We start from the raw sequence: 16,349 nt of genomic DNA, 5'->3' as shown, positions 1-16,349 counted from the left end.
GATGACGATGATTCCTGCGGGTCGGGCGGGTGGGGCCCGTCCGTCTCCGCGCACCGGTCCACGGCTGGTGCTCGCGTCACGCGGGGACGCCCTCACCCCGTATCTGTTCGCCGCCCTGGAGCGCCGCTATCCGGTGGTCGGTCGACTCGACCCCGAGCTCACCCCGGCCCAGCGGTACTCGGTGGCCGCCACCACCTTCCGTCCCGACCGCTCGGCCTGGGCGGAGCGGTTCTTCAAGAGCGGTCTGGCCTTCCGGATGCGCAGCCGTAACGCCGTGCGCCAGTTGGCCGCGGTCCGCGAGGGCTACGACGCCGTCGTGCAGGTGCACGCCCTGTTCGACGTGCCCGGTACCCGCTCGATGCTCTACGTGGACTGCACCCACCGGCAGTCGGCCGAGCAGTGGCCGGACTGGAACCCGATGACCGGCCCGCAGCTGGAGCAGTGGTACGCCCGGGAACGCGACGGGTACCTCCGCGCCGCGCACCTGTTCGCGTTCTGCGAGGAGACTCGGGACTCGCTGGTCCAGCACTACGGCGTTCCGGCCGAACGGGTCACCGTGACCGGCGCCGGCGCCAATGTCGAACGCTTCCCCGAGATCGCCCCCGGCCCGCGGGAACCGGTCATCCTGTTCATCGGCAACGACTGGGTGCGCAAGGGCGGCCGGGTGCTCCTCCAGGCCTTCGCGAAGGTCCGGGCCGCGATCCCGGCCGCGCAGCTCGTGCTGGTCGGCACCGACCCCCCGGACGCGATCGATCAGCCGGGCGTGCAGGTGCTGGGTCGGGTGCGCGACCGTGCGGCGATCGCCCGGCTGTACGGGCGGGCAGCGGTGTTCGCGATGCCCTCGTACTTCGATCCGTTCCCGCTCGTCCTGCTGGAGGCGATGGGCTTCGGCGTGCCCGTCGTGGCCTCCCGCAGCTGTGGCATCCCGGAGATCGTGGTCGACGGCGAGACCGGCGCCCTGGTCGACGCGGGAGACGTCGACGCCCTGGCCCGCGAGCTCGTCGCGGTCCTGGCCGACCCCGCCCGGGCCCGGGCCATGGGGCTGGCCGGACGCGCCCGCGTCGAGGAGCGGTTCAGCTGGGACGCCGTCGTGCAGCGGATGGATCCCGCCCTGCAGGCATCCTGGACGGCATGACGCCGTACCGCAGGACCCCGCGCGCCTCCCCCCTCGCCCGCCTGGCCACCGCAGGACTCCTGCTGGCCGTCCTCGCCGGATGCACGACGGGAGGGCTGTCCACCGACGACACCTCCTCCGCCACAACGGCTCCGCCGGTCGCCGTCGCGGACGTCCCGGGGGATGCCGACTCCTTCGTCACCACCGACGGCATGTCCTTCGCCGTGGACGGGCAACCGTTCCCGTTCGTCGGGGTGAACATCTACGACGCCGCGGCCAGTGACCGGTACTCCTGCAACCCCGGGACCCGGCTCAGTGACGCCGATCTCACCGAGACCCTGCGGCGGTTGCACGACGATCACGGCGCGACCGTGCTCCGCTTCTGGGCCTACCAGACCTACACGCAGGGCGGGACCGACTACCGCGGCGTGGACCGCGTGATCACGGCGGCGAAGGAGGTCGGCATGCGCGTCCTGCCCGTCCTGGAGGACGGGCCCGGCGACTGCACGACCTCCAGCGACGGCGAGTCCAAGGACAAGTACGCCGGCGACACCTGGTACTCGCAGGGCTACAAGGAGCCCTACGGCAACGCCACCCTGGCCTACCGCAACTACGTCGGGATGATCACCCAGCACTACAAGGACGAGCCCACCATCCTGGGCTGGAGCCTGATCAACGAGGCCGACACCTCGGCGCGGGACTCCACCGGCGAGAGCGTCCTGGTGCCGTTCTCGAAGGACATGGCCGACGTGGTGCAGGCGGCCGACCCCAACCACCTGCTCACCCTGGGGACCCAGAGCAACGGCGCGCCCGGTGCCAGCGGGACCGACTTCACCGCGGTGTACTCGCTGCCCCAGCTCGACTTCGCCGAGGTGCACGACTGGGGCTACTGGGGTGCCGACGACCAGGCCATGCCCGGGGGCGACGGCGCCACCCCGCCGGACCCGCAGAGTGCGGAGTGCCAGACCCGCACGGCACCGATCGGCTGTTCCTTCGCTCTGGCTCCGGCCCTGGGCAAGCCGCTGCTGGTCGGCGAGGCCGGCATCCAGGCGACCGACGCCGACGCCCGCGAGCGGCGGGCCGACCAGCTCACCGCGAAGATGCGGGCCGCGTTCGGTGCCGGTGCCGGCGGCTATCTGCTGTGGCAGGTCAACACCGAGAACACCGACGGCTACGGCATCCTGCTCGCCGATCAGGACCCGGTGCTGACCGACATGGGCGCCCTGACCCGCTGATCCCCGGGCGTTCCGGACCGCTCAGACCGGCGCCGTCTCCAGGTGCACCCCGGCCGCCGTCAGCTCGGCCCGCTCCTCCGGGTCCAGCTCGCTGTCGGAGATCACCAGGTCGAACGCGGTGAGCGGGCACAGCAGGTGGGGGGCGGGTCGACCGAACTTCACGTGGTCCACGAGCAGCACGCTGCGCCGGGCATTGCGCATGAACGCCTTCCGGGTCTCCACCGTCTCCTCGCTGGGGTGGTAGCACGACAACCGGCGCACCCCGGTGGTCGACAGGAACGCCAGATCGGCATGGATCTGGTCGATCGACTCGACCGCCCGGGCGCCGAAACTCGCCTCCTGCACACGGTTGTACCGGCCCCCGATCACGATGAGCTCGATCCCCGGGGCATCGGCCAGCTGCGCGACCAACGGGGCGAAGTTGGTGGCCACGGTGATCCCGGACAGCCGGGCGAGATGGGGCGCGAGGGCCAACGCGGTCGTGCTGTCGTCGAGGTGGATCGTCTGCCCCGGAGCCAACAGCTGCGCCGCCCGGGCCGCGATGGCCGTCTTGAACCGGACACCCTGCCGGATCCTCTCGGCGACCCGGATCTGCAGGGTGGCCGCGGGGTTCGCGGTGGCCCGGCCACGGACCTTGGTCAGGTACCCCTGCGTGGCCAGCGCGTCCAGGTCGCGGTGCACGGTCATCAGGCTGACGCCCAGCTCCCCCACCAGATCGTCGATCCGGGCGAACCCGTCCCGGAAGACCGTGCGCAGGATGGCGGCGCGCCGATCGGCCTGACCCCGTGCGTCGGTCGTCCCCATCGATGCCCCTCCGTCCGGCGACGGGCATCCCGCCGCCGTGGGCAGTAGATCACACGAGCTGTGATAACCGCCCGGAACCGGCCGTACGGGGTCGGTGCCTGTCGCCGATGGACGGCCGAGGTGCGGGTGGTGTGAGGGGATTCGACCGTCGGAGGCGCGCCGCCGGCCTTGTGGCGCCCCGGGGCGCCTGTTAACTTCGACGGCACGATCACACCGCGGTGGTCATCGCGGGGTCCGATGCGCCGGCGCGATCGCCGCGGGTCAGGACAGGAGCGGCGCCGATGGACCCCCGACCGGCCACTGCAGGACCCCGATGACGCGCCGCTCGCCCGATGGGGACGGGCCCGTCTGGGTGGGGATCGATCTGGGCACCACCGGGGTCAAGGTGGTGCTGAGCGATGCCGGCGGTCGCGAGGTCGCCGCGGACCACCGTCGCTACGCGTTCGCCACCGACGGCCACGGCGTCGAACAGGATGCCGACGCCTGGTGGGCCGCGCTGGTCGGCATCCTCCCGGCGCTGGTCAGCGGTCGTGACGTCCGGGCGGTGGCGGTGACCAGTCAGGGCCCCACCCTGGTGCCGGTGGACGGGCACGGTGACCCCACCGGCCCGGCCCTGCTGTGGGCCGACCGCCGGGCGCAGACCGATGCGGATCGGATCCGCGCCTGGACCGAGGACGAGATCGTCGTTCCCGATGCCTATTTCGGTACGGCCAAGCTCGGATGGCTGGCCCGGGAGCGCCCGGACCAGCTGACCGGAGCCCGGCACGTGCTGTCCTGCAACGGATTCGTGGTGTCCAGGCTCACCGGACAAGCGACGCTGGACGTGACGACCGCGTCGCTGATGCAGGCCTGGGTGCCCGAGGACGGGGCCTTCAACGGACGGCTGGCCGAGCACGGCGTGCCGATGCACCTGCTCCCGCCGGTCCACGGCGCCACCGAGGTCGTCGGCGAGATCAGCCGGGCCACAGCCGATCTGACCGGGCTGCCCCGGGGGTGTCCCGTGGCTGCCGGGGCCATCGACGCGGTCGGCACCGCCCTGGAGTCCGCCGTGCTCGCCCCGGGCGACCCGTTCGCGGAGATGACCGGGTTCTCCACGGTCGGCATGGTCGCCGTCCCCCGGGGTGTCCGACTGCCGGGGTTCCTCAACCTGCACCACTGCTTCCCCGACACCGACCTGGTGCTCACCGCGCAGGTCACCTCGGGGGCGGTGATCGACTGGCTGGTGGGCACCCTCGCCGGCGGGACGTCCCTGCTGGACCCGGATCTGCTGGCCGCCCGCGCGCGACCCAACCCGGTCCGGATGGTGCCGAGCCTCGCCGGGGAGCGCACGCCGACCTGGGCCACCCAGGCCCGGGGTTCGTTGACCGGGGTGCACCTGTCGAGCACCGGCGCGGACCTGGTGGTGGCGGCGATGGAGGGCGTGGCGCTGGCCCTGGGCGCCGACATCGCGGCCCTGGTGAACCGGGGCATCGCGGTGGATCGGGTGCTCAGCACCGGGGGTGGATCCCGCAACGCCACCTGGCTGCAGATCAAGGCCGATGTACTGGGTGTCCCGGTGCAGCGACCGGTGAGTGGCTCGGGTGCCGCCCACGGCGCGGCATTCCTGGCCGGTCTCGCCGTCGGGGAGGTGTCCGGGCGGGACCAGCTCCGCGCCTTCGCCGACCCGGTGACCCGGGAGTACCGGCCCGACCCGATCCGCACCGCGGCCTACCGGGAACGGCTGGCCGAGTTCACCGCGCAGCGCGACTTCGCCAATGCACTCGAACGCGCGGCAGGTGGGGTCACGCCGTCATCGGCGTGACCCCACCTGCGCGCACGGAGGAGCCGACCGGAGGCGGAGTTCCGGCCGGCCGTCGAGAACCCCGCCCCGGCGCGCGTCGGACACGCCGGAGCGGGGTGGATGGGGGCCGGGGCCCGGACGGATCCGGGACCCCGGGATGGGGATGGGTCAGGCGACCGAGCGCAGGCCGTCCGCCGGGACGCGTGCCGCCCCGATGGCCTGGAACAGGCGCTGGTAGGCCGCAACCGTGTTGTCCCACGAGTGGGGGTCGGTGTACCGCTCACCCTTGCGTTCGACGATCCACTGCATGGCCTCGGCCAGTGCCGCCGGGTCCGCCGCCGGGGTGAAGGTGGTGCCGGCGTAGTCCCCCGCGGCCTCCACCAGTCCGCCGACCTCGCTGACGATCACCGGCAGGCCGGCACTCATCGCGATGTGCAGCGGCCCGGACGAGGACGACCGGCGGTACGGCAGGACCACGGCGTCGGCATCGGCGAAGTGCCGGCTGACCTCGGAGTCGGTGACGTACCGGTTGACCACGGTGATCCGATCCCGGTTGGGGCTGATGACGACCGCGTCGAGCGGGGCCGTCCAGTTCTCCCAGGTCTCGCCGACGAGCACGAGCCGGCTGCTGTTCCGCACGTCGTCGGGCAGCAGGTCGAACGCGGCGACGAGGTCCTCCACCCCCTTGTAGGGCCGGATGATCCCGAAGTACAGGAATGTGAACTCGTCCGACGGGATCTCGGCGGCCAGTGCGGCTTCGGCGTCGATGACCGTCGGCACAGTGAGTACGGCGGGGGCGCTGGGGCCGGCCGGCAGCTCGGAGGCCAACGGGGTGCCGTGGTGGTCGTACGGGCCGTGGGCGGCCAGCACGACGCGCTCGTCGGGCAGCTCGTAGGTCCGGCGGAGCAGGTCGAGGTCGTAACGGGAGTGCACCACGTGCCCGTCGACGTTGTTGAGCAGGGCCTTCATCGCCTTGGTCACGTACTTGACGACACCCGGGATGCGGGCCTCACCGGTGTCCTGCACCTCGTGCCACTCGATGACGACCTGGCTGCCCGCCTGCTGGGCCAGTTTGGCCAGCCGCAGGTACGAGTGCAGCACGGCGCCGGTCCACCACTGCAGGACGACAACGTCGGGCGGCGAGTCCTGCAGGAACTTCCGGGCCCGGCGCATGCTCTTGCCCCAGTACCAGTCGACCCCGTCGAAGACCTCCACCGAGTCGGCGTACTGCAGGTCGTTGACCGCGGTGCCGACCCGGTCCTTGCCCGGGTACAGCGCCTTGGGGATGAGCCGCCGCATGAGAATCGCGCGGGTGGGCGCGATCTCTGCCAGCGCATTGGTCAGCCGGCAGGTGTAGTAGCTGATGCCGGACGTGAAGTGCCATCCGGATCCGACCACGAGCACGCTGGGCGCGGTGCCCGTCCCCCCCGGGGCGGTCACGCGGAGGCCTCTTCGATCACGGGACGCTCGGCGGCGGTGCGGAAGGCCGGGGTGCTGACGGTCGCGGTCGCCGTGGCGGCCCGACGGGAGCGGCGGCCGAGCTTGACGCCGGACGCGGTGCGGGTGGGGGTGCGACGGGCTCGGACCCACTCGGTGCCGATGGTCTTGAGGACGCGCAGGCCGTCCTTCACCGCGTGCAGGTTGCTCTCGCCGTGGATGCGCTCCAGCTCGACACTGGGCACCTCGGTGACGAGCAGGTTCGCGGTGGCGACCCGGCAGTTGATGAGGGTCTCGATCTCGAACCCGTCGCCCCACTGCATGTCGCTCGAGACCGGCTGCGGGGACGGCAGTGCCAGGTGCGGCAGGATGTCGCGCCAGAACGCGTTGTAGCCGTAGCAGAGATCGGTGTACCGCGTGCCGAAGCTGATGTTGGTGGCCAGGGTCAGGCCCTTGTTCCCCAGGTCGCGGATCGGAGTGATGTCGACGCTGCCGCCACCGGTCAGCACGCGGCTGCCCTTGGCGAAGTCGGCGCCGGCGAGGAGAGCCGCGACGTAGCGGTCGATCTCGAGCGGATCGGCCGAACCGTCCGCGTCGAACATGACGATGATGTCGCCGGTGGCCTCGGCGAACCCGACGGCCAGGGCGTTGCCCTTGCCGCGCCGGGTCTGCTGCACGAGGCGGGCGTCGGGACGGACGCGGGCGACGACCGCGGGCGTGTCGTCGACGGAATGGCCGTCGACGACGATGATCTCGGCCTTGGAGGGGAGCTGAGGAAGCATCACCTCCAGGTTCCGGGCCTCGTTCCGGGCCGGGACGATGATGGTGACCTTGGGGTCGCGTACTGGTCGAGCGTGGACAACGTGCATGACATGAACTCCGCCGAGTCGTGTTCCGTCGGGATCGGTCTCGCCTCTGACTCCCCGTGAGGCAAAGGCGACCGATTCAGCCCCTACGGATCATGGTCACCCCCACGTGAACGATCCCAAGATTAAATGCTCATCCGGACGAATTGGACATATCTGCCGTTTCTGTTACCTATCGCACAGGGTGCTAACGCAAACAGGTGGTGCGACGACAGGGCACCCGTTCCGTGGTGTCGAATCGTCACCCACGGTCAGAACGAACCCTTCCGAGGGAGGGCATCACTCCCCGGAAGGACGACATCCCGCGTTCCGGAGCTCGTCACTCTGCGAACGCACGACTCATCACCCCTGGGAACATCCTCCGCTCGGGAAGCGCCCCACCGGGTGAGTCCGGGTCCGTCCGGGCACACGGAGTGACAGCAAGCTCCCTCGCACGTCCATCGTGCTCCGCTCCCGCTCCCGACCGGCCCGGAAATCAGGCGCCGTCCGGCCCGTGTGCCGGGTCCAGGGCGGCCACCTGCGCCGCGATGGGCGTGCACCTCGGCGGATCGCCGCAGGGCGGATTCCTGCGCCCGCAAGAGCCCGAGCCGCAATTCCCCCTCCCGGCGCAGAACCTCCGCGGGCGCCTGCACGAGGGGCAGGTCGGGGAACGCGGTGCGCAGTGCGCCCCAGACCTCCGGCGGCGCTTGCCGGATCTCCAGCCACGTCCGGCCGTCCGACATGGCGAGGCCACCGAACGAGGCCCCGGAGGATGCCTCCAGTTCGGCCAGCAGGGCGAAGAGGCGTTCCGTCTCCGGATCTTCCTGGGTCATCGGTCCATCCTCGGGCCGCCACGCCCCCGTCGCGGGCTGTCGAGGTCCCGCGCCGGCGTGATCGTCCCCCGCCCGGAGCGTCGCGCGGTGTGGGATCCTGGCTCGTCCGGGACGATGCTCGGTGCGCCCGTTCCGTCCGCCCCGAGGAGATTCCCGTGACCGCTCCCGCCCCCGAGCTCCCCGGGGACGACGAGGTGCTGCGTGCCCTGCTGCACCGTCGGGACACCGGCAGTCGCGACGACGGCCACCGGATCGCGTTGGTCGTGGCGGGCGGCGGGATGCGCGGGGCCTACGCGGCCGGGATGGCGCACGCGCTGTCCGACGCCGGCCTGTGCGACACCTTCGACGTCGTCTACGGCAGTTCCGCCGGTGCGTACATCGGTGCCGCCGTCGTGCTGGGCGGCGGCGAGGGGACGGCTCGGGTCTTCTTCGAGGACATGGCCGACCGCGACTTCATCGACGCCCGGCGCCTGCGCGACCGTCGGCCGGTGGTGTCCCTGGACCACCTGATCGACCGCATCCTGACGCACGCCAAGCCGATGGCCTGGGACCGGCTGGGCAGCACGCCCACCCCGCTGCACGTGGTGGCGACGGATGCGGCGGACCTGACCGGACACGTGCTGCGGCCGGGCAGCCCCGCGGAGTGGAAGCTGGCGTTCCGCGCGACGTCCTCGATCCCCTTCCTGGCCGGCCGGGCGGTCGAGCTGCACGGGCGCCGCTGGATCGACGGCTCGGTGGCCGAACCGCTCCCGGTGCTGCGGGCGCTGCGCGACGGCAGCACGCACGTGCTGGCCCTGGTGAACCGGCCCGCCGCGCACCTGCGGCGCATCGCCGCCGTCCGGCGCGCTCCGCTGTGGGCGCAGGCGCTGGACCGGATGGCGCCGGGCCTGGGGGCCATGGCCCAGGAGGGCCGCCGGCTGCGCCCGATCCTGGACGTCCTGGACGACGCGCGGCACCCCGATCGCGCCCGGCGGTTCCTCCGCACCCTGGCGCCCGGCGAGGACGCGGGTGTGCAGGGCCTGACCATCGACCCCGTCCGGGTCGAACACGCCGCCCGCATCGGCCACGCCACGCTCACCCGGGCCGTGGCCCAGGTGGCCGGCGTCCTGGGCTGAGCGACGCGACCGCGAACCGCCTCGGCCGAGTCACGTGGGCCGGGCGTCCAGTCCGTCGCCTGAGGGTCCTACGCCCGCTGTTCGGCGTCGGCGAGCTCGAGCTCCCGGCAGCGCCCCCGCAGTGCGGCGATCTCCCGATCGAGCCCGGGGGCATCCAGCCTTCCGGAAGCACCCTGGTCGATGACGCTGACGACCCGGAGGACGAACTCGCGCCACAGGGCCCGCTCGACGCCGACCCGGATCACTCGACGGCCCGGGTTCACGGTGGTGGTGACCGCGGTCAGGAAGGCCGCGCCCAGAGCGACGGCACCCGGAACCCAGAAGAGCGCGGACGACTCGGGAAACCACTTGGCCAGGACGGCGAGGCCCGCGACGGCGGTGAGCAGGGACCCGACCACACTCGTCCCATGGCTCAGGAACTTCCAGGGCTCGAACTTCCGCTCCCGGCCGCCGAGCTTCCCGGCCCCGACATCGAGCAGATAGCCCAACATCGCCGTCTGCACCGCGAAGTACCCGCTGGCGGATGACAGCTTTGCTCGACCCACGGCGACGAGCTCCTCGTGCTTCTCGTTCATGGCCGCCCCCGCGCCTGACCCCGACGGCGTGGATCCCGGTCGTGCAGCCACCCGTCTGACCTGGGCGAAGTGTGGAAGAGGCCGGCTCGGAGGTCAACCACCTCACTCGTTCGGCGCACGGTGGGCACCGAACGCAGTCCCTCGGTGCGAGATGACCGTCCGCGACGACACCGGCCCCCATCCCCGGAGGCGGGTTGGGGGCCGGGGCCGTCGGCGCTCGGGTCAGATCTCGTCCGGGACCGCCGGCGGAACACCGGCCAGGGAGGCGAGCACCTCGTCCAGTTCGTCGGGGTTGATGAGCACCTCGCGCGCCTTGGATCCCTCGGACGGGCCCACGATGCCGCGGGTCTCCATCAGGTCCATCAGTCGGCCGGCCTTGGCGAAGCCCACCCGGAGCTTGCGCTGCAGCATCGAGGTGGACCCGAGCTGCGAGGTGACCACCAGATCGACCGCGGCGAGCAGCAGATCGAGATCGGCACCGATGTCCGGGTCGACGTCACGGGCGGCGTCACCCTTGGGCGCGGTGACGTGGTCGTCGTACTCCGGCTGCGCCTGCGTCTTGGTGAACTCGACGATCTCGGCGATCTCCTCGTCCGAGACGTACGCACCCTGGATGCGGACCGCCTTGGACGCACCCATCGGGAGGTACAGCCCGTCGCCCATGCCGATCAACTTCTCGGCGCCCGGCTGGTCCAGGATGACGCGGGAGTCGGTGAGCGAGGACGTGGCGAAGGCCAACCGGGACGGCACGTTCGTCTTGATCAGACCGGTCACCACGTCCACCGACGGCCGCTGGGTGGCCAGCACCAGGTGGATACCGGCGGCTCGGGCCTTCTGGGTGATGCGGACGATGGCGTCCTCGACGTCCCGCGGGGCGGTCATCATCAGGTCGGCGAGCTCGTCGATGATCCCGAGGATGTACGGGTAGGGCTTGTAGACCCGCTCGGACCCGGGCGGGGTGGTGATCTGCCCGGTACGCACCTTGCGGTTGAAGTCGTCCACGTGCCGCACCCCGTGCGCCAGCATGTCCTGGTAGCGCTGCTCCATCTCCTCGACCAGCCAGGCCAGGGCCGCGGCGGCCTTCTTGGGCTGGGTGATGATCGGGGTGATCAGGTGCGGAATGCCCTCGTAGGGCGTCAGCTCGACCATCTTCGGGTCGATGAGGATCATCCGGACCTCGTCCGGGCTGGCCCGCTGCAGCAACGAGACCAGCATCGAGTTGACGAAGCTGGACTTGCCCGAGCCGGTGGCCCCGGCGACCAGCAGGTGCGGGGTCTTGGCCAGATTGGCGGTGACGAACCCACCCTCGACGTCCTTGCCCAGACCGATGACCAGCGGGTGCTGATCGGTGCGGGCGTCCGGTGCGGCGAGGACGTCGCCCAGGCGCACCATCTCGCGGTCGCTGTTCGGGACCTCGATGCCGACGGCGGACTTGCCCGGGATGGGGGCGAGCAGCCGGACGTTGTCGGTGGCCACCGCGTAGGCGATGTTGCGGGTCAACGCGGTGATCTTCTCGACCTTGACGCCGGGCCCGAGCTCGACCTCGTAGCGGGTCACGGTGGGTCCACGGGTGAACCCGGTGACCGCGGCGTCCACGTTGAACTGCTCGAGCACCAGGTTGATGCGCTCGATCATCTCGTCGTTGGCCGAGGACCGCTGCTTGGGCGGGGCGCCGAGCTTGAGCAGCGACGGCGAGGGCAGCTGGTAGGCACCCACGTTGACGCGGTCCAGCGTCAGCTGGTCCTCGCGCTGCGCGGGCGGCGCCGGGTCGGCCGCCGGCGGGGTCAGCGCCCGGGCCCGGGGGCGGGCCACGGCCGTGGTCGGGCGTTCGTCGGCGGCCACCGGGATGGCCCGCGTCGCGGTCTGGTCGGCCGGGGGCTCGTACGCCGCGGGGGCGTCCGACTCCTCGTACCGGGGATCGAAGTCCGGGTCGACGCTCCCCTCGGGCGCCGACCAGGCCTGCGACCCGCGGGCGGGCCGGCGGATCCTCGTGGTGGGTGCCGTGTCGACCGGCTCGGCGTCCTGATCGTCCCCGTATCCGTCGGTGGCCGGGACGGCGCGGGACCGGCGCGGACGGCGGGTGGCCGTGCGGGCGGCCGGAGCCGACTCGTCCCCGTCAGGCCCGTACCCGTCGTCCCCGTGATCGACTCCATCGTCGCCGTCGGCGTCGTCGGCATGGTCGGCGGCCGGCCGACGGAGGTGGGCGATCCCGTCCCCGACGAGCCGGGGGACGTCCCGCAACGGGATGCCGGCCACGAGCAGGCCGCCGAAGACGGCGAGCAGCACGAGCACCAGCACCGCCGGGACGGTGGTGATCCCGATGAACAGCGGCTGACCGATCACCCAACCCACCGTCCCGCCGGCATCGGTGCGCAACGCGACCGTGTCCAGGGCGGGGTCGGCCAGGCCGTTGACGTGCAGCACGTGGAAGATGCCGGTGACGGCCAGGGTCAGCGCGACCGCGCCCACGATGCGCCGGGGGCGTTCGGGCGGGTTCGGCGCGTTGCGGAGCAGGACGACGGCCACCGCGACGAGGACCAGCGGCAGCACGAGCGCGGGGGTGCCGAACCAGACGCGGACCGCGTCGTCGGCCAGCTCCCCGACGGGGCCGGCGGCGCCGAACCAGGATCCGATGACGACGATCGCGGCGACGGCCAGCAGACCGAGCGCGAGCCCGTCCCGGCGGTGTTCCGGACCGATGTCCCGCGCACCGGCGGCGCCGTGCCCGACGGCGCGGACCATGCCGCCGACCCAGCGGGCCAGGGTGCGCCAGACGGCGGCGATCGCCCGACCGATGGCCTGCAGGGCCACCACCACCGGCGAGGGGCCGGTGCGCGGCGGTCGGGGTGCGGGGGCGGCGGACCGGGCGGCGCCGGACGCCTTCGGCCTGGTCTTGCCGGCCGCCGGACGGGCGCCCGTGGAACGCCCGGACGACCCGGCCGAGCCGCTGCGACCGGTACCGCCGGGGGCGGTGCGCGTACGGGGTGGTCGGGGCGCGGACCCGGAGCGTCCGCGTGCGGACACGGCGGAACCGCTGCTCTTGGTGGCCATGCCCATCACGCTAGTCGCTGCAGTCCCATCGACCCCGTGTGCCACACCGGCCGTCGCAGCCCCTCCCCCCACCCATCCCGGTTCGGCCCCGGGATCGGCGTCGTCAGGCGTCGACGGTCTGCGCGGCCGACGCGCGCGGCGGGTCCGCCTTGAGCCGACGCTGGGTCTCCTTGGCCGCCTTGCGGAGTCCCTCGTGCTCCGCGAGGTACCCGCCGACGACACCCACCACCGGCACGATCGAGACCAACCGGGCCAGGCGACCGCCCTTCGGTCGGTCGTCCAGCAGGTCGCCGACCCGGCCGAGCGTCCCGGCCACCCGCAGCACCGTCTTCACCACGCCCGAGGCCCCGGACCGGTCCTCCGCGGGCCCGAAGGCCTCCTCGACGTACACCCCGAGCCCCTTGCCCTGCAGCGACTCCACCTCGTCGGCGGTCAGCGGCTTGTCCAGCAGGACCTGCGCCAGCAGGGCGACCCGCTCCGCACGGTCACGCCCGGTGGGACCGGTCAGGCCGTGCTCGTGGGCCACCCCGAGGACGACCAGGGACTGGACGGCGGCGCCGACCCCGTCCTGCAGGGGGAGCAGATCGGCGAACTTGCCGGCGAACCGCGGGGTGGCGGACACGACCGCGGCGAACCGGGAGACGGTGTCGGCCCACCACTTCGCCCGCTGTCCGGCCGGCAGCTCCTCCGGCGGCCGACCGAGGCGGCGGACCACCGGCCCCCACAACGCGTCGACACGGGACAGCAGATCGACCACGGCGGGGTCGGAGATCGGAGCCATGGGCTGAGGGTAATGGGGACGGATCATGCTGCGGCCGGGGCGGGTGGGCCCGGGTCAGCGCCCGGTCAGGGGCGGCATCTCGGCCGTCGCGGCGATCACCGCGGGGTCGGCCAGGGCGACCACCGGGCCGATGACGATCACCGCGGGAGACCGCACCCCGCGGGCGCGCACCAGATCCCCGATGTCGGCCAGGGTGCCGACGGTCGTCCGCTGCTCCGGGGTGCAGCCCCGCTCGACGACGGCGACCGGGGTGTGCCGGTCGCGGCCGTGCGCGACGAGCTCGCCGGCGATCCCGGGCAACGCGCCGACCCCCATGAGCACGACGAGCGTGCCGGCCGAGCGGGCCAGATGGGCCCAGTCCGCGTCGGCGTACCCGTCGACGTCGTGGCCGGTGAGGATGGTGACCTGCCGGGCCAGCCCGCGGTGGGTGACCGGGATGCCCGCGGCGGCCGGGACGGCCAGCGCACTGGACACCCCGGGGACCACCTCGACCTGCACCCCGGCCCGGCGGCAGGCGTCGACCTCCTCGGCCCCGCGGCCGAAGACGAACGGGTCACCGCCCTTGAGCCGCACGACCTGCCGGCCGAGCTGGGCGTGCTCGACCAACAGCGCGTTGATCTCGGCCTGCGGCACCGGGTGTCGGCCGGGGGTCTTGCCCACGTCGATGACGTGGACGGCCGGGCCGAGCTCGGCGAGCACCGACACCGGCGACAACCGGTCGTGCACCACGACGTCCGCGGCGGCGAGTTCCCGCCGGGCGCGCACCGTCATCAGATCGGGATCACCGGGGCCACCGCCGACCACGACGACCCGGCCGACCCCGGGGCGGTGCCGCCGGAGCGGGACGGCGCCGGAGTCCAGGGCCAGGGCCAGGGCGTCGCGGACGGCCCGGGTACGCCGCGGGTCGACCTGCCGGCCGGCGGACGCGGAGTCCCCGGGTCCGCCGATCGGCCCGCTCCCGATGCTGACCGTCACGCCCGGGCGGCGGAGCACGGCCGGGGTGGCCGCGGATCCGCGGTCGGCCCGGTCGGACCGCACGCAGAACGTCCGCTGGGCGTCGGCCGCCCGTTCCACGGCCTCGTCGGTCGCCGGGTCACCGGTCGCGGTGACCGCGAGCCACATCCCGTCGAGGTCCCCGGCGAGGTACTCCCGTTCGTGCCAGACCAGGTCTCCGGCGTCCGCGGCGGCGACCACGTCCTCGCAGGCGTACGGAGCGACCACGGTCACCAGGGCACCCGCCGCGACCAGGCCGGCGGCCCGACGGGCGGCCACCGGTCCCCCGCCGACCACCACCACGGGGCGGCCAGCAAGGTCCAAGTGCAGCGGATAGCTCACGGACCTCAGACGCCTTCCAGCTTGGACTTCGACGAACGCAGGTAGACGTACCAGGTTACGGCGATGCAGACCGCGTAGAAGGCGATGAAGACGACGTAGGCGGCGGTGGCCGTCTTGTAGGTGAGGAACGACTGCCGGAAGGCCAGGTTGACCAGCACACCGCCGAATGCGCCGATGGCACCGGCGATGCCGATGAGGGCGCCGGACAGCCGCTGGGACTTGGCCATCGACACCGCGGGCTCGGCGCCGGCGATGATCTCGGAGCCCGACTTGGACCGGAAGATCGCCGGGATCATCTTGTAGACCGAGCCGTTGCCGATGCCGCTGAAGGTGAACAGCATGACGAACCCGACCAGGTAGAGCGGCAGCGACTGCATCAGCGAGGCGGTCAGCACCACCGCGGCGCCCAGGGCCATCGCGATGAAGTTGACGAAGGACACCTTCGCACCGCCGAGCCGGTCGGCGAGCATGCCGCCGACCGGACGGATCAGCGAGCCGATCAACGGACCGATGAACGTGAGGTAGGCGGCCTTGACCGGGGTGGAGAAGATGTCGGCGAACTGCACCTGCAGAACCTGGCCGAAGGCGAAGCTGTACCCGATGAACGACCCGAAGGTGCCGATGTACAGCAGGGAGATGATCCAGGTGTGCTTCTCGCGCACCACGTCCCGCATGGCCCGCTTGCTGTTGGACATCTGCGAGAGGTTGTTCATCGTGAGCGCGGCGCCCAGTGCGGCCAGCAGGATCAGCGGGATGTAGATGATGGCCAGCAGACGCGGGTTGGTCGCACCGACGGTGGCCAGGATGAGCAGCCCGAGGAGCTGGACGACCGGCACTCCGAGATTGCCGCCGCCGGCGTTGATCCCGAGGGCCCAGCCCTTGAGCCGCGCCGGGTAGTAGGCATTGATGTTGGTCATCGAGGAGGCGAAGTTGCCGCCGCCCACCCCGGCCAGGCAGGCCACGATCAGCAGCGTCGTGTACGAGACGCCGGGCTCGAGCACGACGATGATGCCGATGGTGGGGATCAGCAGCATCAGCGCGCTGACGATGGTCCAGTTGCGGCCGCCGAACGTCGCGACGGCGAACGTGTACGGCAGCCGGAGCAGGGCGCCGAGCAGGGTCGGCAGCGCGGTGAGCAGGAACTTGCCCGCCGGGTCGATGCCGTACACCGGGCCGAGGAACAGCACGATGACCGACCACATGCTCCACACCGAGAACCCGATGTGCTCGGAGATGACGGAGAACAGCAGGTTGCGCTTGGCCACCTTGGCCCCGGTCTGCTCCCAGAAGACCGGATCCTCGGGCCGCCAGTCGTCGATCCAGGTCGAGCCCCGGCCGGACGGGGGCGCGGTCGGGGTGGCGGTGGTCGGCGCGGCGCCGGCCCGGGAGGTGTCGGGAGGTGTGCTCATCGTGGGGTCCGTTCCGGATGGCCGTCGGGGCGGCG

General features: G+C 72.4%; 12 protein-coding genes. 4 read left to right on the top strand and 8 right to left on the bottom strand.

What is annotated here, in order from left to right:
- Positions 1–67 precede the first annotated feature (67 nt).
- Positions 68–1,135, top strand: coding sequence for a glycosyltransferase family 4 protein (locus tag J2S58_RS01420; protein WP_205255235.1), 1,068 nt, complete (start codon positions 68–70; stop codon positions 1,133–1,135).
- Positions 1,132–2,349, top strand: coding sequence for a cellulase family glycosylhydrolase (locus tag J2S58_RS01415; RefSeq protein ID WP_205255234.1), 1,218 nt, complete (start codon positions 1,132–1,134; stop codon positions 2,347–2,349). The genes J2S58_RS01420 and J2S58_RS01415 overlap by 4 nt, the downstream gene beginning before the upstream one ends.
- A 21-nt stretch (positions 2,350–2,370) precedes the next feature.
- On the opposite strand, the gene J2S58_RS01410 is transcribed toward J2S58_RS01415, so the two are convergent.
- Positions 2,371–3,153, bottom strand: a complete 783-nt coding sequence (locus tag J2S58_RS01410; RefSeq protein WP_205255233.1) for a DeoR/GlpR family DNA-binding transcription regulator — start codon at positions 3,151–3,153, stop codon at positions 2,371–2,373.
- 313 nt (positions 3,154–3,466) lie between these two features.
- Here J2S58_RS01410 and J2S58_RS01405 point away from each other — a divergent pair, with 313 nt between their 5' ends.
- Positions 3,467–4,954: a xylulokinase gene (locus tag J2S58_RS01405; protein WP_205255232.1), complete on the top strand. Its 1,488-nt coding sequence runs from the start codon at positions 3,467–3,469 to the stop codon at positions 4,952–4,954.
- Positions 4,955–5,101: 147 nt separating this feature from the next.
- Here the strand turns inward: J2S58_RS01405 and J2S58_RS01400 are convergent, their stop codons facing one another.
- Positions 5,102–6,373: a glycosyltransferase gene (locus tag J2S58_RS01400; protein WP_205255231.1), complete on the bottom strand. Its 1,272-nt coding sequence runs from the start codon at positions 6,371–6,373 to the stop codon at positions 5,102–5,104.
- Positions 6,370–7,239 (bottom strand): glycosyltransferase family 2 protein, encoded by an 870-nt coding sequence (locus tag J2S58_RS01395; RefSeq protein WP_205255230.1) that lies wholly within the window; start codon positions 7,237–7,239, stop codon positions 6,370–6,372. Before J2S58_RS01395 ends, J2S58_RS01400 begins: the two co-directional genes overlap by 4 nt.
- A 964-nt stretch (positions 7,240–8,203) precedes the next feature.
- Between J2S58_RS01395 and J2S58_RS01390 the strand changes: the two genes are divergently transcribed.
- Entirely contained in the window at positions 8,204–9,163 is a 960-nt protein-coding gene (locus J2S58_RS01390; RefSeq protein WP_205255229.1) for a patatin-like phospholipase family protein, read from the top strand.
- 68 nt (positions 9,164–9,231) lie between these two features.
- Here J2S58_RS01390 and J2S58_RS01385 read toward each other — a convergent pair whose 3' ends face one another.
- The 5 genes from J2S58_RS01385 to J2S58_RS01365 all read right to left on the bottom strand — a co-directional run bounded on the left by J2S58_RS01385 (position 9,232) and on the right by J2S58_RS01365 (position 16,314).
- Positions 9,232–9,738, bottom strand: a complete 507-nt coding sequence (locus J2S58_RS01385) for a hypothetical protein (protein WP_205255228.1) — start codon at positions 9,736–9,738, stop codon at positions 9,232–9,234.
- Positions 9,739–9,960: 222 nt separating this feature from the next.
- Entirely contained in the window at positions 9,961–12,789 is a 2,829-nt protein-coding gene (locus J2S58_RS01380) for a DNA translocase FtsK (protein ID WP_240188309.1), read from the bottom strand.
- A 103-nt stretch (positions 12,790–12,892) separates the two neighbouring features.
- The gene (locus J2S58_RS01375; protein WP_205255227.1) at positions 12,893–13,570 is read right to left on the bottom strand and encodes a hypothetical protein; all 678 of its coding nucleotides are present in this window, start codon (positions 13,568–13,570) and stop codon (positions 12,893–12,895) included.
- Positions 13,571–13,624: 54 nt separating this feature from the next.
- Entirely contained in the window at positions 13,625–14,905 is a 1,281-nt protein-coding gene (gene cobA / locus J2S58_RS01370) for a uroporphyrinogen-III C-methyltransferase (protein WP_306826123.1), read from the bottom strand.
- A 5-nt stretch (positions 14,906–14,910) separates the two neighbouring features.
- Entirely contained in the window at positions 14,911–16,314 is a 1,404-nt protein-coding gene (locus J2S58_RS01365; RefSeq protein WP_205255226.1) for a nitrate/nitrite transporter, read from the bottom strand.
- Positions 16,315–16,349 lie beyond the last annotated feature (35 nt).

Source organism: Nakamurella flavida, from assembly GCF_030811475.1.
GTDB classification, from domain to species: Bacteria; Actinomycetota; Actinomycetes; order Mycobacteriales; family Nakamurellaceae; genus Nakamurella; species Nakamurella flavida.
The sequence above is the reverse complement of the archived record's forward strand: the minus strand, read 5'-3'. Positions and strand labels throughout refer to the sequence as shown.